15 protein-coding genes are annotated in these 18,455 nt (G+C 38.7%); 4 read left to right on the forward strand and 11 right to left on the reverse strand.

The annotated features are described in order from the left end of the window. Positions 1–200: 200 nt before the first annotated feature. From PAT01_RS05250 to tagH, 7 genes are read right to left on the reverse strand one after another with little or no spacing between them, the layout of a single operon-like run. On the reverse strand, positions 201–998 hold the full coding sequence (locus PAT01_RS05250; protein WP_138576598.1) for a PP2C family protein-serine/threonine phosphatase: 798 nt from the start codon (positions 996–998) through the stop codon (positions 201–203). Beyond that, entirely contained in the window at positions 991–1,719 is a 729-nt protein-coding gene (tagF, locus tag PAT01_RS05255; RefSeq protein WP_024032881.1) for a type VI secretion system-associated protein TagF, read from the reverse strand. Before tagF ends, PAT01_RS05250 begins: the two co-directional genes overlap by 8 nt. Next, entirely contained in the window at positions 1,701–5,210 is a 3,510-nt protein-coding gene (tssM, locus tag PAT01_RS05260) for a type VI secretion system membrane subunit TssM (RefSeq protein WP_138576600.1), read from the reverse strand. Before tssM ends, tagF begins: the two co-directional genes overlap by 19 nt. Before the next feature lie 10 nt (positions 5,211–5,220). Continuing rightward, the gene (gene tssL, locus PAT01_RS05265; protein WP_138576602.1) at positions 5,221–6,501 is read right to left on the reverse strand and encodes a type VI secretion system protein TssL, long form; all 1,281 of its coding nucleotides are present in this window, start codon (positions 6,499–6,501) and stop codon (positions 5,221–5,223) included. A gap of 20 nt (positions 6,502–6,521) precedes the next feature. Beyond that, positions 6,522–7,850, reverse strand: coding sequence for a type VI secretion system baseplate subunit TssK (gene tssK, locus PAT01_RS05270; RefSeq protein ID WP_138576604.1), 1,329 nt, complete (start codon positions 7,848–7,850; stop codon positions 6,522–6,524). A gap of 14 nt (positions 7,851–7,864) precedes the next feature. Next, entirely contained in the window at positions 7,865–8,329 is a 465-nt protein-coding gene (gene tssJ, locus PAT01_RS05275; protein WP_024032885.1) for a type VI secretion system lipoprotein TssJ, read from the reverse strand. Between the two features lie 15 nt (positions 8,330–8,344). Further along, entirely contained in the window at positions 8,345–9,619 is a 1,275-nt protein-coding gene (gene tagH, locus PAT01_RS05280; RefSeq protein ID WP_138576606.1) for a type VI secretion system-associated FHA domain protein TagH, read from the reverse strand. A 495-nt stretch (positions 9,620–10,114) separates the two neighbouring features. Between tagH and PAT01_RS05285 the strand changes: the two genes are divergently transcribed. Both PAT01_RS05285 and PAT01_RS05290 read left to right on the forward strand, forming a co-directional pair. Next, positions 10,115–12,088, forward strand: coding sequence for a serine/threonine-protein kinase (locus PAT01_RS05285; protein ID WP_138576608.1), 1,974 nt, complete (start codon positions 10,115–10,117; stop codon positions 12,086–12,088). A gap of 134 nt (positions 12,089–12,222) precedes the next feature. Continuing rightward, positions 12,223–12,579, forward strand: coding sequence for a PEGA domain-containing protein (locus PAT01_RS05290; protein ID WP_024032889.1), 357 nt, complete (start codon positions 12,223–12,225; stop codon positions 12,577–12,579). Positions 12,580–12,617: 38 nt separating this feature from the next. On the opposite strand, the gene PAT01_RS05295 is transcribed toward PAT01_RS05290, so the two are convergent. Beyond that, the gene (locus PAT01_RS05295; protein ID WP_154945062.1) at positions 12,618–13,001 is read right to left on the reverse strand and encodes a DUF1294 domain-containing protein; all 384 of its coding nucleotides are present in this window, start codon (positions 12,999–13,001) and stop codon (positions 12,618–12,620) included. 53 nt (positions 13,002–13,054) lie between these two features. On the opposite strand from PAT01_RS05295, the gene PAT01_RS05300 reads away from it, so the two are divergent. Next, the gene (locus tag PAT01_RS05300) at positions 13,055–13,585 is read left to right on the forward strand and encodes a hypothetical protein (RefSeq protein WP_154945064.1); all 531 of its coding nucleotides are present in this window, start codon (positions 13,055–13,057) and stop codon (positions 13,583–13,585) included. Positions 13,586–13,648: 63 nt separating this feature from the next. On the opposite strand, the gene PAT01_RS05305 is transcribed toward PAT01_RS05300, so the two are convergent. After that, a complete protein-coding gene (locus PAT01_RS05305) occupies positions 13,649–14,191 on the reverse strand; it encodes a carboxymuconolactone decarboxylase family protein (RefSeq protein ID WP_029773647.1) in 543 nt (180 codons plus the stop codon). A gap of 132 nt (positions 14,192–14,323) precedes the next feature. On the opposite strand from PAT01_RS05305, the gene PAT01_RS05310 reads away from it, so the two are divergent. Continuing rightward, a complete protein-coding gene (locus PAT01_RS05310) occupies positions 14,324–14,911 on the forward strand; it encodes a TetR/AcrR family transcriptional regulator (protein WP_024032893.1) in 588 nt (195 codons plus the stop codon). Positions 14,912–15,007: 96 nt separating this feature from the next. Here the strand turns inward: PAT01_RS05310 and PAT01_RS05315 are convergent, their stop codons facing one another. After that, complete coding sequence (locus PAT01_RS05315) at positions 15,008–17,128, reverse strand: methyl-accepting chemotaxis protein (protein ID WP_004587028.1); 2,121 nt, start codon at positions 17,126–17,128, stop codon at positions 15,008–15,010. A gap of 99 nt (positions 17,129–17,227) precedes the next feature. After that, positions 17,228–18,445: an organoarsenical effux MFS transporter ArsJ gene (gene arsJ / locus PAT01_RS05320; RefSeq protein WP_029773649.1), complete on the reverse strand. Its 1,218-nt coding sequence runs from the start codon at positions 18,443–18,445 to the stop codon at positions 17,228–17,230. Between the last annotated feature and the right edge of the window lie 10 nt (positions 18,446–18,455).

Below are 18,455 nucleotides of genomic sequence, written 5' to 3' on the forward strand. Positions count from 1 at the left end.
CATAAAACTCCAATAAAGCGGAGTGGATTTCATATTACATTCTTTATATTAAAATACAAGCCCAGTTACAATTGAGTTTAAATCTTAATTGTTGTTTTTATAAAAATAATTAAAATATAATATACTTAATCAATCCATGCCGGAAATTAAAGTAAAAACTCTAAATCAAAAAAGATAGTATTCTTTATATTTAAGATTAACTACTTAGTAAAAAGTGGAATTGTAGCTTCATCTTGAATTTTGTATGTTTCCGATTTGCTACTAAAATTTTCATGGCCATATTTAATTATAATAAAGGTAACATTATCGCGTGCACCTCTAACTAAAGAAGAATGCATTAGCGCCATACCTGAATCAATAATACTATTAGGTTCTAATGACAAACATATTTCTTCATCAGACAATTCGCCTGTTAAGCCATCTGAACAAAGTAAGAAAATATCATTAATATTTGCTTCACCTTGTACTACATCTACTTTAACTTCGTCTGTAACGCCGACAGCACGGGTAATCACATTCGAAAGCGGGTGCGTTTTTGCTTCCTCAACTGAAATTACGCCTTCATCGATAAGATCGTTCACTTGGCTATGGTCCCGCGATATTTGCTGTAATTGACCATTTCGTAGCATGTATGCCCGGCTGTCACCTACCCATAAAACGTAATATTGATTATCTTTTATAAATAAAGCAGTTACTGTACTGCCCGCTGTTTTGCTTCCTAAGTACTGAGCACTGTATTCATTTAATTGACGATTTGCATCTTCAATAGCTGAAACAATATGCGAAACGCTAAGCGTAGCTAGTGTCTTTTCTTCAACTTTTGCTCTAATAACATCTACGACTAGTTGGCTTGCAACTTCACCCGCTTCATGTCCACCCATTCCATCAGCTACTACCCATAAGTTATGGCTATTAATTTCAACATGAGAGTCTTCATTTAATTGCCTAACTGCACCGCGATGAGTTATTGCGTAACTTGTACTTAAATTGCTAATCACTATTTTTTACCTGTGTGTAATTCCATTCCCAATGTTTCCATCGGCCATCTAACATAGCAGCAACTTGGTTAACAGGCGGTAGTCCTGAAGTAACAAGCATCATAGGCTTTATATTGCATGAACCGTGTGTCCACCAAACACTATAATCACCATGCTTTTTATATAAAAGTGCATGAAGGGCGTCTTTTAAAACATCACTTGATAGCTCATCACCTGAGAACTCAAATGCTTCACCTTCTTTATTTTTGTCGCTAGAGGGAGAAATACTAAGCTGCTTTTTAGGCGCTATAAGGGTGCTTATCGATTTAGCAACGTCTTTTCGCCAAGTAAAAAGGTCAACAGAGCTATCGAGCACTTTAAGTACTGTGTCTTCGTACTCTAAGGAGAAAACGCCCGAATTTAATACTTCTATCGGCGCAACTTCTAATGTACTGGCCACTGTAAATGGATAATGACGCCCTACTGCATCCATGCTCGGTAACAGAGTTCCCATTACACCTTTATCACCGACAATATTTGGCGATAATGCAAAATGCCATACAGGGCCTGTTAGGTAGTTATCTTGCCAATTGTCACCCAACTGTTCTTTGCTTACAGCAATAGCTGCTTGCAGCCATTGCTCCCAGTGCTCTGAAAATTCTTTCGAAACGCTGTCTTGAACAAAGTCCCCTAAGCTAGGGACTTTGCCAAGGTAGCCTATATTTATAATCGGGTCGGACATGAAAACTTCTCTACACTTTTATTCCAAAATGGATGTCTAATTGATTTTGGCAATAGCTCAACTTTTGCGTTGTTACCCATGAGAGAAAAATGTAACTCTAAATCCTCACGTGTTTTTGCTCTTTTAGCGCTTAACTCATCCAACATGCGATAAAGCGACCATTCACCTTGGTAAGTTGTATTTACAGAGCGGCCTCCATTAGGTGGAGTGAATACAACTCGCGTTTTACTTTGTCCACTTGCGCCTGGCCAAACAAAGTTAGTAACTCTTAAAGGGCCATGGCGGTAAATCATTGATTGACCGTCAATTTCAATCATTAAGCTCGATGTAGTTTTATCCAACGATAGCGGACGTAAGCCAAACTCAATTCTAGGTGTTGCACTTCCACCATCGAAGAATACCATTTGAATTTGATGGGCTAGTTCAAACATGGCTAAAGTATCAGCGCTTATGCCAATGTCTTTTTCAAACTTCCATGGACTCGAACTCATATCCACACTTGGCGCTACATAGTTAGTGAAGAAGCTATCAATAGTGCCATCTGGTCCAAAGAAGCGTGTAAAGTCTTTCATATTCACTTCTTTTTGTGCATAAGGAGAGAAAGGGTATCGGCCCACAATAGCTGCGTTGTACTCACGTAAAACTTGGCTTTTCCAAATCTCATTTAGGTGTCTGTTAGCGCTATTTTTAGTGATATTACTGGTATCTCTGCTTATATCTAATAACCAGCTATTAAATGGGTAAGGTAGATCACGGCTTTGGAACTCAAGCTGGCGAATGAAACTTGGTTTACTTTTTCCACTGATCTGATCTTTTATCGAAGATTTTAATTGATCACCTCTATCAAGCTTAGTGAGATATACATTAAGCTCTCTGAGGTTTTTCTGAATGTTATCTAATTGCTGAGCATCAATATTTATAACATCCTCAAACGCTTCTTCAACCTGATAACCTGGTAGTTTAATGTCAAACTTAGGCGCTTCGTCAGGTAAAAAACGTTTAATTCTGTTAGCTTTAGTTTGCATTGCAATTTCAGCGGCATTAGCGGCAACTTTACCCGCTGCTTTTTGATTCTCTGACACCGGCAGTTTGGTTAGTTGCACATTTTTTTGTACAGCCATAATAATGTTTTTAATCGGTGCTTCTGAGCCTGCAAGTACATCAGTAATATTCACCCCCTCAGCAGGTGAGCTGTACTGATTCAGGCTTAAATCGTCGATAAATGATTGCCAAAAGAAGATATAATCTTGGAAATAACGCTGCTCTAATTTCTTTTCAATTTCTTCTTTAGAAATATCATAGGTGCCCGTAGCTTCCTCGCCATATACCCAGCTGCTTGCCATCAAATTACCAAGCATTTTACTTTTTTCAACATTAAAAATGCCGTGAAAACCGTTAAAGGTATATAAACCAGGAATACTTCGAGTCAGCTCACCGTTGTTTCTGAATGTGAATTTTTGCGCGCTTTCAAAACTAATAATGTCTGTTAATCTAAACGGCGGAATGCTGCTATCAAGAAAATCAGCTTGTAGGCGTTGGTATGCTCTTTCGGCTATTGGTAACTTAGTTAACTCAGCTCTAGCTATACGCACTGCTTGATTATCTATTTTTGTTTGACTAACCCCCAGCTCTAATAAGGCAGCAATGTGGTTCATTAACTGGTCACGAGTTAGCGCATTTTTATCACCTGGTAGGTTTCTTTCAAGGTATGCATTAAACCAAGCCGAAATGTCTTCACTTTCAAAGTACTCAGGTTGGAATAGCATTAAATAGCACTTTAGCGTCTCGTATAAATAGCTAAGGTGCTCTGGATGCGCTTCCATTTCTTTAATTAACGTATTGGCTATATAAGGTTCTAAATACGTTTGTAGAGACCTGTTATAGGCTTGTGTAGATGACTGTTTAATTTCATTAAGCTTATTAAAACCTATCGACTGAGATTCATCGTCATCAACTAACGCAGGATTGTTAGCTGGTAAGTTTCTTAGCGCATTGAGCCTGTCGTTTAATACTAATAAGTTACTTCTATCAAACGAGGCTCCATCTAGCTCCTGATAATTTTCAATGGCTTCATCTGTAGCAGCCATTAAATTATTATTCCATGCAAAGCTAAAGTACCACGAAATAGAAAAACCAATTACCGCAATACTGGCTAAAGAAATACTACCTACTCTCAGCCATTTGTTTTGCTTATCGTGATGTTTGTTAGTACTTGCTAGGTTTTGCTCAGGGAAAATCACACCTTCTAAAACGTTTTTAATAAAGAAGCTTTTCGATTGATTTATATAGCTAGAATCTGCTGAGTTTACATCATTTAAAAAACTAGCTGGCTTCCCTTCTTGAGTTGCACTGGTCAAATACACGCCCCTAAACATAGGGAGTTCTTCATACGCGTTAGGGGTAAAAATTTCTTTTAAAAACGCATCGCCCACACCTTGAAGCACACGAAGTTGTCTCGGAAATTCAAAAATTTTGGCTCGTATTTCTTCATTACGCTCGTTAATCAACCTACGATTAAGCATTTCTGTCAGCTTTGAAATTAACGCGTGAAACTCTTTATTAAACGCTTCAACTTGAGTGTCTTTATCTAGGTCTAACTCAAAAGTAACCCCCCAAACTTGCTCGCATTCCTCTTCTGTAAGCTCGCCAAAAAACTCTCTAAAACCTTCAATTAAATCAACTTTAGAAAGAATGACGTATACCGGAAAAGTCATACCCAACTGATTTTGTAACTCTTGTAAGCGCTGTTTAATTGCGCGGGCATGCAGATTACGCTCTGTTTTAGTTTGACTCATGAGCTCAGAAATACCCATGCTGATCATTACACCATTAATGGGCCGTAGAGGGCGGTATTTGCGTAAGAGCCCTAAAAAGCCTTCCCAGGCGCGCGAGTCATGCTTTGCGTGGCTACTTTGTGTTGTGTATCTTCCTGCGGTATCGATAAGTACGGCTTTATTAGTGAACCACCAATCACAGTTTCGTGTACCACCAACACCATGGACTAAATCAACACCTAACTTATCTTTTAACGGATAGTCTAAGCCTGAGTTATTAATAACTGTTGTTTTACCGGCCCCTGGCGGGCCAATCATAATATACCAAGGTAATTGATATATATTTTTACCTTTAAATAGCTTTACATCTTTGAGTAAATTGATAGCTTCATTCATGCGATTTTTTAACGTGGTGATCTCTTCATTCACCTCGTTACTGCTCGACTCATCGCTTTCAATTAACTCATCGGCCATTTTCTCATCGCGTTTGCTTTGTTGCGTTAAGCTATAAATTTTGGTGATAGCAAACACTAAAATAACAAACAAAATAGTTAATAGCCGTGCTGCTACGCTCTCTAAAGGTATATAGTCGGCAATCGCGATAAGCGGACCACCAAACCAAATTAATAAAGATAACGCCAAAAAGCCGATAATTAACATGGCTGTTTTAGAAGTGAGTACGTAAGTAATTTTTTTTATTTTGTGTGAAAAACTCATGTCAGCCTCATTAAAATAATAAATCGATTTCAATTCGTCGGTTTAGTGACCGAGAAGCTGAATCTGAATTGCTGGCGATAGGCTCTGCTGCACCTTTACCCTCAGGCCATAAACGGCCACTTAGGTTTGTACTTTTAGCCATAGAATTGGCAACTTGCGTTGCACGCGCTAATGATAGATGCCAATTTGATGGATATTTATCGGTACGGATAGGCGTATCATCGGTATGTCCAGTAATTAAAATACGGCCTTTTGTCCCTTCTAAACTACGTGCTAGCTTTTCTAAAATAGGTTGAATGGACGGTAATAATTTCGCATCGCCTTGATTAAATAGACTTTCATTATTTATTGAAATTCGTATACGGTCTAGATTTTTCTTTACTGTAACAATCCCCATCTGAATTTCTGTTTGCAGTAACTGCTCAAGTACTAATAACTGCTTATCTTTTTTATCTACACTTTCGTTTTGCGCTATAGGATGAATAACAGCCAGCTTATCGTTAAGTGAAGTAACGCCATCGTTGAGTTTCATGTTGATAAATAAGTAAACCATTAACAGCACTAAGCCCAGCACTGAAAAAATCACCCAAAGCGGAACTTGATTTCTAAGCTCTACGCCAGCGGCAACACGCTGCTTCCAATTAGGTGAAAGTTTATTGTTCAATGGGCCATCTAATTGATTTAAAAGGTGATACATTTGAGAGCGATATTCTTCTATTTTGGTATCGCCACCGTTGTCTAGCCTGTATTTACCTTTAAAGCCTAAGTTTAAGCAATGGTACTGCAACTCAATAAATTGTTTGTGCTGTTCAGGTTGAGCCAGTGCATTATCAAGCAGGGTGTAAAAGTATTCACCGCCAAACGTTTCTTTATGAAACGTCGATAGTAAACTCTCATCAGCCCACTCCATTGAGCTCCATTTAGAATTTAAAACTGATTCATCTAAAATCGCACACAAGCAGTAACGCGAGTTAGTGATTACATCTTTAGAAAGCCCCTGGTTGCGCACTTCAACTTCAAAGCGCTTTACAGCCTCAACACAGCGATGCTTTAAAGCAGCAATATTTGTCATCTCTTTAGCTTGGCTAATCGAAATTACTATTGAAAAACAATCTGTAGCCGCTTCTAAAAGTGGGTTTTTAAAAATTGAAACTTTAGACGTATTAGCAACACTGCTGGCAACTGGCTCAACAGACATCACTGTTTTATCAGCATCGTTATCAACATTCGGAGTGTTTGAAGTGTCACGCCCTAGTCTACCAGGGCGAGGTTTTATAATGGTTTCATCCATTGAAACTCTTCCTTTAAAAGTTAGGTTCTAATTGCCCAAAGGCTTATTTGTAGCTCTGGGTAATTGCCCGATAAGTGGATAGCGATACCACCACTTGAACGAAGTTTTTCCCAATGTTCACCCTGCTTGTTTAACTCAAAGTAATGAAAACCCGCATGGTATGGGATTTGGCGCGGTGCCGTTGGTAAGTTACTAATGGTAATACCAGGAATTTGGTTATTAACTAAGTCACGTATGGTTTCTACACTACCAATCTTAATTTGTGAGGGCAGTATTTTGCGCAGCTCTTCGTGCGGTACACTTGCTTTGATCGCTAAAACAAATTGTGCCGAGTTAAGTACAGATTTATCTTTTAGTGCGCCAAACGAAATACCAAACTTGCTTTGCTCTAATTTAATTTCTGTCGCAGTTTGTTCAATAACATGACTTAAAGATTGATATAAAAAATTAACTACTTCAGAAAATACTTTGCCCAAATTTTCATGATCGTACTTAGGCAGCTTTGGTACTCTTTTATTCGCAGTACTAAAAGTAGATAGCTCGCCAGCAAGCTCAATAAGGCGGGTATAAAATACATTTGGGTGGAGGTTATTCACGCTAAGTAGATTGTCAAAAACAGCATCGTATTTATTAAGGGTTTGCAGCATGATAAAGTCGGCAACAGAGGTACTCCCTGCATAACCTTGGCATAAACGCACAGAAATACTCTCTGCACGCTGTTTTATCATAGAGCCTATTTCTCTTACTAAACCGAGTAACGGCTTGCATTGACCTACTTTTAAAGAGGCAGGTATGTATTTAGTGTCAAGCTTAATGCTTCCTTCATTGCTTACTTCAATAATGCGCGCCACAGGTAGCAAAATATACCCAGCGAGATCATCAGATGAAAGTACAAGCTTGCTATAAATTTTAGCAACCTGAATTACCTCTTGAGATTGAGCTCCCAAAGAGTCGTCACTAACTGTTAGATCATTTAGCTTATAGCGCGTGACGATATTTTCATCCAGCGCTGAAATATTAATACCACTGTTTTTGATTGCCGGGATAGCAAGGTATACCACCTCATCATACACGTCTTTACTAACCACTAATGGCTCAGGTAAAGGAGTAGACTGTGGCATTTCAATTGGCAGTAAATCAGGCGTAATAGCACTTAAAGACTCAAGGGCAAACTGTCCTGAGTTCAATAATTGTGTGTCTATACTTATATCAATTATGCCCCATGGATCAGATAAATTCCCATTGCATAATTGATTTATTAAGTTAGAAAAATGCTTATCTGATTGTTGAAAATGTTGCGGCCTTAAGAACATCCCTTCAGTCCACGCAACACGAGTGTTATCACCCATTTTACAAATCCTTTTTATCGCTCTCTCATGTATGTTGCAATTGCTTCAACATTCACATCTATATCGTCATAGCCTGTTGGGTCAACCTCTATAACGGCCCTCCACCTTGCTTGGTCGATATCTCTATAGGCCACAACAACACCCACATAACGGGTATTTCTGTTAAGGCTCATTTTGTATTTTTGTACTGAGTTTGGTTGTAGCTCTAACTCATCTTTTTTAAGTAAATCTGGACCCAGTAGCTTTTCAGGCGTTTCGTATAAGCTAAAAAAGTCCTGCGTATCAAAAATTGTTCGTGAACTAAGTTCAAATATTTTCATAACAACTGGCGACGGTCTCTCTGATGTGTCTGGGTTTACATCTTTAGAAACATTAATAATTAAATCAGTTGAAGGCGGCACTATTTTATTTACGGTGGTACACCCAACCGTCAAAAAGAGTAGGCTAATGCTCATAAAAAAGAGCTTAAGTTTAGACATTATTTACTTTCCTTCCTAAAACGTTTCTTGAGTTTTATCATTGTAAGCCTTTAAAAAATCGTCAGATAACGCCATAGCGCCTTTAGCATTAACATCATGCGCTAGCTCTTCATGAAGGCTTTGGTATATCTTCCAACATTTTGCTTCTGACTGGCCTGGAATAATCTTTAATACATTAGAGTTTTCATTTACTTGCTGGGTGATCTGCTGGGGAGAAACCTGCTCTAAAATCCCTTTAAGTACACCATCAGCTCCTGCTAATAAAGCATGTTCATGTCTTCGTGTATCAGTAAAACTTTCTTTAATCGATTCACGAGACGACAGGAAGCTTGCACTATTTCTTATGAATAAATTCTGAATAACATCATCAATATCAGCAGAAAATTTTATAGGGTTATTTTGCTTTGTTTGAAACATGGTTTGATTCAAACGTAATTGATTTTTTACCAATGCTCGTTGTCTTAATGACTCCATCAGCTCGTTTAATAATAAATTTAAACTTTGCCCCATTTCAAACCACAACTCTGGTGTATTGAGGGCATTTTGAAGCTCAGTTTTAACACCTAAACCTTTTAAAAACGCCTCCGATAAAGCGGAATTAGCGCTTGCGGTACTAGCGTGTGTTTGCGCTTGTTTTACTGGCTGCTTAACGGGTTCTGGTGTTTTTTGTGGCTCAACTTTAACGGGTTGTTCTGCCACTGCAACATCATCAAAATGGTTTTGCGGTGAGACTGACACATCAGGGTTCATTAAATGTGATAACCCATCCCAATTTTCAGGAATTTGATTATCAGGCTGTGCCATGTTTTCTTCTTTCATTGAAACAGCAGGCATTGACTCATCTAAAATAGATTCATTTAAAAATAAGTCACTTGAAGAAAAATTATCTATTGCAGGTGCCGGGGCACTATTTCTTAGTGCAAAGTCATCCGTATTTGGGCGTGCTTCATTGTATGCTGTCGTAGATTGAGAATCAGCTAACTCGACCTCAATTTGAAAGTCCCCCACTGTAATCACATCACTGTGTGCTAAACGGTGTTTATTACCTTGACCAAGCGCAGACACGCCAAAATTAACAAACGTTCCGTTAGTAGAGGTATCGTATAAGTAAAACGAATCCCCTTCTTTTTCAATACGGCCGTGTTGGCTAGAAATTATTTTTTCAGGATCAGGCAAGTGCCAATCGCACGCTTCCGAGCGGCCAAAAATAAGAGAGTGTTTAGTTGTTTTAGAAGCTTCAATTTCAGGCGAGAGTCTATGATAACTAGTTATATTTAGTATCAGTTCCATTTGATAAGTTAGTCCCATAAATCTACATTTTTATTAGGATAAAGTAGAAGCGAAACTATTGTCAACATTGAAATTAATATATAAAAATATACACATATATTTAAATTTGAAGACAATGATAAATCTAATAAACCTAAAAACATGAAATCCAATAATTAAATCACCGTTTGAATGTTCCTTTTCCAGCACACTGTAACAAATTTAATCCCAAACAAAATAAAGTGATAAATTACCGATGAATGTACCTTTTACGCCTTTTACAGCGCTTTTACAGCGCTTTTAAGCACGTTATTTTTTAAGTTTAAAAATAAAAACAAATTTTAAGTTAGTTAAAACAGGCGACATAATTAATTTTGTATGAAACTTCTACGCTAGAAAGATTGCTAAAGTAATCTTTTTTTGTAAAAATACTGCCGTTATCAAAGGGAGAATTGATAAAAACGATAAAAATTCACCTTTGCAATTATTTATATATACACAATAAAAGGATTTATAATGAGCGGTATCAATAATTCTAACGATAAAACTCAGATAGCGTCGCTTGATTCAAATCTCAAAAAACCCCAAGCTAAAAATAAGCTCAATCTAATTGGCAAAAAAATATCTGCTCGTTACTTGGTTGAAGAATTAATTGGCCAAGGCGGTATGTGTTATATCTATCGCGCAAGGGATTTATTTTTAGAAAGCCCAAGCCGCCCTGAAGTGTTTGTTGCGATAAAGGTGTTACTCGAAGAGTTTTCACACTCAGAAGAGGCCATCACTCTCCTAAAAGATGAAACCACTAAAACACAACGGTTAGCTCACCCTAATATAGTTAAAGTCTATTCAGCAGGTTCAGATGGCGATCTTCACTATGTAACAATGGAGCTTGTTGAAGGCGAAACACTTGAGCAAATAATAAAAAGAAATAAACCCACTGGCATGGTGTTTAAAAAAGCCAAAGTAATTTTAGAGCAGTTAGCTGATGCACTGATTTACGCGCATGCACGCGGTGTTATCCACAATGATTTAAAGCCATCGAATATTATTTTTGATTCTAACGGCAACTTAAAAGTACTTGATTTTGGGATTGCAAAACATAAAACCATTGAAGATGCCTATGCTGTTCAAAACCAACAAAATGCCGCAGTTGTAGGTGGTTACACCCCCACCTATGCAAGCCCGGAGCAACTTAAAGGTGCAGAAGCATCAGTTAAAGATGATGTATTTTCTTACGCATGTATAGCCCTTGAACTATTAAGCAGCAAACATCCATTTAACCGCGTAGCAGCTGATAAGCTAGCAAAAGAGACATCGGCAAAACGCCCTAGTAACTGCCCATTATGGTTGTGGGGTAGCTTAAATAAAGCAATTGCATTAAACGCTTCTGATAGATTAAGTTCACTCGACCCCATTACTGCTAAATTAAACCATAATTACAAACCAGCTATCGCACTAGTAGCAAGCTTAGTGGTTGCTACAGTATTAGCAGGGCAATATTACTTATCTAACGATAACAATGTAAAACAGCTCGAAGCAAAATTAGATAATGCTCAGGCTATAAATCAGCAAGTAAAAACGTGGATGTCGTGGAGTGGCCCAAGCATACTCGATAAGCTTTCTGAAATACCGCCGCAATACGAAGTTTTAAAGCAAGGCTTATTGCGTGTAAATCAAGAGAGTGTTTTGCAAAGCTTTGATGGTATGGCTAATCAGCTAAATAATAGTGGTGATAAGTTTAAGAACTTCGACGAAACAATAGATGTATACACTCAAGCGCTTGAATACTACCCAGATTCAGAAAAGCTTTCTGTGCAACTGGAAAGCATTTTAAGAGAAAGACAATCTATTATTTTTGATATTACATCGCGAATTAATTTACTTTTAGAGCAATCTCGTTATAACGAAGTTGATAACAATAGTATTCCTCAGTTAATTCTTGATTTACATGAGGTAGATAAAACTTATGTTTATCAAGTATCTCCTACCCACTTCGAAAACTACAAAAAAGCGTTAGAAAACGCAATCGCTAAAGATGATGTAGTCACTCAAAGTTCTTTAATATCCGTTGGTAAAGCCATTTTGGATAAAAAACAGAAATCTGAAGTTAGCTTTGAAAGTTTACTACAAAGAGAGTCTGCAATAATCGCGTTAACTGATTATCAAGATAAACTTAATCAAGGTAAGGAGGTAGTCTTCCCTTCAAATGCTGCTTTAGTGTTTTATGAACAACGCTTCGAACGCTATTCTAAGCAACTAACTGTTATAGATAAATATAAAGATTTAATTGCACTAGAGGAGTTAATTGACTCAGAGTCGACTATTTTGCCCAATGATTTTCCTTTATTAGTATCTATCAGGCAAGAATTGTCAAAGCGCTATATCACAATGGCCAATAGCTTAATGAAAAAAAGAATGTATCGAACAGCTGAAACATTAGTTGAGCGAAGTGAAGCTATAACAAAGTCCTTAGATAGTATTATGCTGTAGCACCATTAGTGTATTTGAAAGTTTTTAAATAATAAATATAAAAGCTATGAATTTAGGAAAGACAAATATTATCTACTTTATTACTTCCTTACTTTCATGGCCCTATTTTAAAATAATAATTTTACGGAGCTCACATGAAAAAAATAACCGCACTTGCAGCATTACTCATCTTAAGTGGCTGTGCAAACACTTCAAATATGAATGAAACTGAACAAAAAGTTGAAGACAATGTTGCCGATGTTCAGGCTGAAGTAGCCGAAGTGGTTGCTCCAATCTCACTTACCGTAATTACTAACCCTAATGACGCTCGCGTACGTATTATGAATATCAAACCGGTATACCAAGACGCGATCGAACTAAAAGAAGGTGAATACGATATTGAGGTAAGCAAACCAGGTTACCAAACTTATCGTAAGTGGGTTGTGGTTGATAAAAAAACCATACTTACAGTAGAGTTAGATGAAGTAGCCAAAACTGAAGCTGCAAACTAAACACCGTGTAAAATTGTATTTATGCCTTTAAATATACATTAATTTAAAGGCATAACTCTCACGTTTTCTGCAAAAAATGTAATAGCCCCTATTACACTCACATTCCCAAAAATACACAGCCATAACACCACTATAAAACGACGTTTTTGCGATTTATGCCTAAGCCATTGCTGTGCAATGAGTGCGCCGGGCCAACCGCCTAGTAACGACAGTAACTGAAGCGTGCGCTCGGGTGTGCGGTTTACTTTTTTATGCGCTGATAGTTTAGCTTGTCGTTTATCCCATGCGTACATTATAAAAGTAAAAAAGCTTAAACCTGTAAAGTAGCTTGGTATATAAATGCTCATATTATAAAGCCAATGAGCTTGCCATACTGCGACCAAAAAAAGCAGTGCAAAGGTGATTAATGTTTTCTTTATCAATTCATGATCGCCTATACTAAAAAGAGTTAAACCAAAATAATAAGAGCCAAATTATGACATACTTTAAAGCCCTATTTTTAGTATTATGCTTATACGCCTTTAATAGTTACGCCACTGATACCCCAAGCAACCTTGATAAAGAACTCGCTGTATTTAAACCTTATTTAGGTACATGGCAGGCCGATTTTGACGTACCTAAAGGTGCAAAACCTGTACAAGATGTTGGCCACTGGGAGCGCGCATTAAATGGTAAAGCTATACATACCAAGCACTCTATTAATGAAGGTGAGTATGGTGGGGAATCAATGATTTTTTACGACAGTAAAAAAGAGTCATTGATGTTTTACTATTTTACTACCGCAGGTTTTTACACAAAAGGCACCATGAAAGTGCTCAGCCCTACCCAATTTGTAGCGTATGAAGAGGTAACAGGCAGTAAAGAAGGTATTACTAAAGTGCGCTCGATCAGCGAGCTAAAAAACGATACGTTTGTAGTTTCAACTTCTTATTTAAAAAAGGGTGAGTGGACTAAGCCCGAGCAGCGTACTTATACACGCAGCACTAAAGCCGTTAAATTTAAATAATGGCCATTCGCTTACAATACAAAAAGGCAGCCTAAGCTGCCTTTGTTATTTATAAAACCGCTATTATTTAGCAAACTTTTTAAATGGTTCGTCAACTGGTGTATCAGCAAGGTGGTTAGTGTAGTTGCTCATTACTTTTTGCGATAAGCCTACAACAATTTCTAGTAGTTGCTGTTTACCGTAACCTGCTGCAAAAAACTTTTCAATTTGCTGATCGCTAATTACGCCGCGATCGCGTGTCATTGCAAGCGTTGTTTCACGCAGTGTTTCAAGTTTTGCATCTGCAAGTGGTGTTTTGTTTACTAGGGCATCAACAATATCTTGGTCTACATTCATTGAAGCGGCAATTGCGCTGTGTGCTGGTACACAGTAATGACACTCGTGCTCAACATTAATTGTTTGCCATACCACAGTTAGCTCTTCTGCGTTAAACGAGGTGTTTTGAAATAACTCGTGCAGTACTTGGTAACCTTTAAGTAGCGTAGGCGCTTCGGCCATTACGGCATGAAGGTTAGGTAACATGCCAAATGCTGCTACTGAATCAGCCATAAGCGATTTTGACTCTTCTGGTGCGTTGTCTTGAGTATATAACGTAAATTCTGCCATATTCTGCTCCAATAAATTAATGTGTTTGAGTAACCTGGTGTCAGGTTAAGTAACTTCGAGACACATACTATTTGATTTTGAGCGACTGTTCAAGTTAAAATTGAGCATACGTTCAAAATAGTTGAGAATAAAATGGCAAACAAAGTTAAATTTGAGCGCGATAATGTAATTCGCGTTGCAAGCCAATTGTTTTGGGAAAAGGGGTTTAACGCCACCTCAACCCGCGATTTACAAGAAGCCATTAACATGCGCCCAGGCAGTATATATGCGGCGTTTGGCTCTAAAGAAGGCCTATACAGCGAGTCTTTAAAAGACTACACAGTACAAATGAAAAGCCAAATTGACGGGTTTTTAGCAAGTTCTGACTCTGTTTTAGGTGGTTTGCGTGCGTTTGTAGAAAACGTAATTATTAAAACCAAAGACTGTAGCCCAAGTGCTATTTGTATGTTGGTAAAAGCAAACAGCGAATTTGCAGAAAAAGACGCCTCGTTATACGAGCTAAGCCTAGATCTATCAGCAAAGTTTGAAGCCTACTTAACCACCTTGTTTGCTCAAGCTATTAAAAATAATGAGCTAAGCAGCAACCTTACCGCGCTTGAATACGCGCAATTTTTTCAGGTGCAATTTACTGGGCTGCGTGGCTATTTTAACCGCCCAGGGGTTGAGCAATTAGCGCAGCCAATGATCAACCAAATGTTTGCCTTGATCAAAAAACTATAACGTTCCGCATTACTAACTTCTAAAAAGTCTCAACTAAAAAAGCGGCTAATTCGTGTGAATTAGCCGCTTTTTATATTTGCTAGGGTTGAGCTTTACTTACGTTTTAAGTTTATTAAGCTCGCTATCTTGCTGCGCTACCAGTGCATTAAGCGCTTCGCTACTATCGCCCGCCTGAGTCGATAAATCAGCAAGTTGCGATGCAGCATCTGAAATAAGCGTAAGGTTACGGTTTATCTCTTCGGTTACTAAGCTTTGTTCCTCAGCTGCGGTGGCAATGTGGGTAATTTGATTAGTAATTTCATCTACTTTTACTACCACACTGTGCAGCGCGTCAAACGCTACTGAGGTTTCGTCTACTGCGCTTTGCGCGCGTACTACGCCTTTTTCAATTACGGTTGATGCATTACCTACTTCTAACAATAAGCTATCTATAAGTTGGCTAATATCATCGGTAGATGAGCGTGTTTTAGACGCCAGTGCACGTACTTCATCGGCAACTACCGCAAAGCCTCTACCGTGCTCGCCAGCGCGTGCTGCCTCAATGGCGGCATTAAGTGCAAGTAAGTTGGTTTGCTCTGAAATGGTTCTGATCACATCTAAAATTTGCGTAATATCTTTACTACGCGAAGCCACTTTTTCAACCGCTTGGTTAGCTTCTTTTATTTCTTCAGACATGGTTTTCACTTGGCTCATAGCCGATGACAAGCTCGACTCACTGCTAACCACTAAACCATTTATTTCATCCGCTTGTTGAGCAGATTGCTCAGAGGCTCTGGCAACTTCAAGTGCGGTGGCGCTCATTTCGTTCATAGCGGTCACTACACTTTCAATTTCTTGAAACTGCGATTGCACGTTATGCTTGGTATCAATAGCAATATGTTGTGCTATTTCGCCTTGCTGTTTTGTTTGCGACGATACATCTTTAAGCTCTGCAATTAGGCCACGTAGCTTAGCTAAAAAGGCATTAAAACCACCCGCAAGCGCAATCAGCTCTGCGTGGGTATCTACATGGAGTGTATGAGTTAAGTCACCTTCTGAGCTGGCAAGGTTATCTACACGTTGTTGAATTTGCTCAAGGGGTGCAACCACAGTGCCTACTACTACTTTCATAATAATAAAAGCGATTAAAGCAATAACAGCACCGGTTATTAAAATAACAACACCGAGCTGATTGGCCGAGTCACTCATGTTTTTAGCTAAGGCATTAGGCCCCTCTAGCGCTAAATTACTTGGCACTTCAATAAGTAGGCTCCACTGAGTGTTAGCCAGCTTAATGTTAATTGGGTAGTTAACTAAATACTCGCTAGGTGTTTTAAAAAGGCCATGTTGCCCTTTAAATTTAACCAGCTCACTGTAAGTATTGCTACTAACTGCCTCTTTAAATGGGCGGCCTAATTTAGATTTATAATGACTGCTGCCTACAATTAAACCTATATCACTTAAAAGTGTTACTTTTGCTTGGCCGTTATAAAGTTCGTTCGAAAGTTTTTCGGTTAAGCCCTGAAACGTAGGGAGCGTTAAATCAACGCCTGCTAAACCAATAAAGCGGCCCGATTTAGTAATAGGTACGGTTAATGAGGTAAGCATAACCGAATCGCCAGAAGGTATTTCGTAAAGGTAAGGTTCCATAATACAGGGCTTAAGTGTATCTTTTGCGCATAAATACCAATGCGCTTCACGAATACCAAATTCGTTTAACGAGGTCAGGTATTTATCGGCAGCGTTAGCTACTTTTTGCTGCTCAATAATGCCGTTTTGGTCACGCGTTATATATACTTCTAACGTGCCATCGCCATTAACTGAGTGTTTATATCCTTGCTTAAATTGCGCGTCTTGCCCATCAAAGGCATTGGCTTCAAACTGCGAATAAATTGACGATAAAAACCGATTTTTTTCAAGTATAGAGCGGTTAATGCTCACTACCGTGTCGCGGTCTAATGTTTGAGTATTAGCCGCATCACCAAGTAATGCAGCTAATGAGTTTGGAATTCGGTAAGCTTCGTTGATAAATCCGGCAATTTTCTCGCCGTAAGCAGCCGCGTTTGCGTTAAGCTTTTGCTCAACTTCGGCCACGATATAATCTTCAGATTCTTTAGCGAGCGCCTCGCTGTTTGATGACATTTGCCACCATAAAACCCCAGAAAGTACTAATACTGTTAAAAATGTACTCCCTACAGTTATCCATAATAACTTTTTTGCTAACGTGAGTTCTCGCACTTAAATTACCTTTTGTTAAAACACCCCTACAGTTTAATATACAAACTGCATCAAGCCATCAATAACATAAAATAATTTAAGTTTTTTGAACAATTAGGCCTAACGCTTGGCCAAAATAGCAGTGGTTATCGTGGCACCTATGAGTAAAGCAACGCTCACCCACAAACACGCTACAAAGCCATAAACCTGAAACACCCACCCCGAAAGCACTGTGCCCAGTAAACGCCCCATGGCATTGGCCATATAATAAAAGCCAACATCAAGCGATACACCATCGCTTTTAGCAAAGCTGACAATTAAGTAACTATGCACAGATGAATTAACGGCAAATACACCGCCAAAAATAAGCAAACCTATAATTAGCGTGGCATGCACGGCCACATCAAGTTGCATAAAAAGAGCTAATAGTGCTGTTACACCACTTAGCAGCAACACCCATAAATAAGCATGTTTAACGGTATCAACGTTTGAGTTACTGGTGCCGGTAATACGCGGCGCTTGCGATTGCACACCACCGTAGCCAATTACCCAAAGTGCCATAAAGCCACTTACCCACCAAAAGTTCCAGTTAAACTGCTGGGCTAAATAAATAGGTAAAGCCACTACAAACCATACATCACGCGCGGCAAACAAACATAATCGTGCTGCACTTAATAAATTTATTGCACGGGATTTAGAAAATAGCTCTTTAAACTTAGGCTTATTTTTAGCCTTGCCCATGTCGCCTTTTAAAAATACAACGCTAATAATCCACGCAATAGTGAGTAATAAAATTAGGGCTTTTAAAGCACCTACAAAACCCAGTACCGTAAGGAGTAAACCACCTAAAAAGAAACCGACCCCTTTTAACGCATTTTTTGAGCCCGTTAAAATAGCCACCCATTTATAGAGCTGGCCTTGGCCGCTTTCTCCCTCGGGCACTAAGTGTTTAATGGCGCTTTTGGCGCTCATTTTATTTAGATCTTTTGCTATGCCGCTAAGCGCTTGCGCCGCCATAACATAAGCCACGGTGAGCCATTCACTTGGCGCACATAACATGGCAAGCGCCATTATTTGCAGCGCCAAGCCAAAGTTCATGGTTTTATTAAGGCCTAAATGAGCCCCTAGCCAACCGCCCACTAAATTGGTGATCACACCAAAAATTTCGTAAAACAAAAACAGCATGGCAATGGCCAGCGCACCATACCCTAACTGATGAAAATGCAGCACCACCAGCATACGTAGTGCGCCATCGGTTAAGGTAAATGCCCAGTAATTACCGGTAATTATTAAATACTGTTTTATTGCTGTAGGTAAATTAGCGAGTTGCTCAAACATGGTTAACGCC

The organism is Pseudoalteromonas atlantica, assembly GCA_007988745.1.
GTDB lineage: Bacteria > Pseudomonadota > Gammaproteobacteria > Enterobacterales > Alteromonadaceae > Pseudoalteromonas > Pseudoalteromonas atlantica.

Coding starts and splice junctions, on each gene's coding strand:
- tagF (WP_024032881.1), bottom strand. CDS start 1,719: ATGTCCGACCCGATTATAAATATAGGCTACCTTGGCAAAGTCCCTAGC.
- tssM (WP_138576600.1), bottom strand. CDS start 5,210: ATGAGTTTTTCACACAAAATAAAAAAAATTACTTACGTACTCACTTCT.
- tssL (WP_138576602.1), bottom strand. CDS start 6,501: ATGGATGAAACCATTATAAAACCTCGCCCTGGTAGACTAGGGCGTGAC.
- tssK (WP_138576604.1), bottom strand. CDS start 7,850: ATGGGTGATAACACTCGTGTTGCGTGGACTGAAGGGATGTTCTTAAGG.
- tssJ (WP_024032885.1), bottom strand. CDS start 8,329: ATGTCTAAACTTAAGCTCTTTTTTATGAGCATTAGCCTACTCTTTTTG.
- tagH (WP_138576606.1), bottom strand. CDS start 9,619: ATGGAACTGATACTAAATATAACTAGTTATCATAGACTCTCGCCTGAA.
- PAT01_RS05285 (WP_138576608.1), top strand. CDS start 10,115: ATGAGCGGTATCAATAATTCTAACGATAAAACTCAGATAGCGTCGCTT.
- PAT01_RS05290 (WP_024032889.1), top strand. CDS start 12,223: ATGAAAAAAATAACCGCACTTGCAGCATTACTCATCTTAAGTGGCTGT.
- PAT01_RS05300 (WP_154945064.1), top strand. CDS start 13,055: ATGACATACTTTAAAGCCCTATTTTTAGTATTATGCTTATACGCCTTT.
- PAT01_RS05305 (WP_029773647.1), bottom strand. CDS start 14,191: ATGGCAGAATTTACGTTATATACTCAAGACAACGCACCAGAAGAGTCA.
- PAT01_RS05310 (WP_024032893.1), top strand. CDS start 14,324: ATGGCAAACAAAGTTAAATTTGAGCGCGATAATGTAATTCGCGTTGCA.
- arsJ (WP_029773649.1), bottom strand. CDS start 18,445: ATGTTTGAGCAACTCGCTAATTTACCTACAGCAATAAAACAGTATTTA.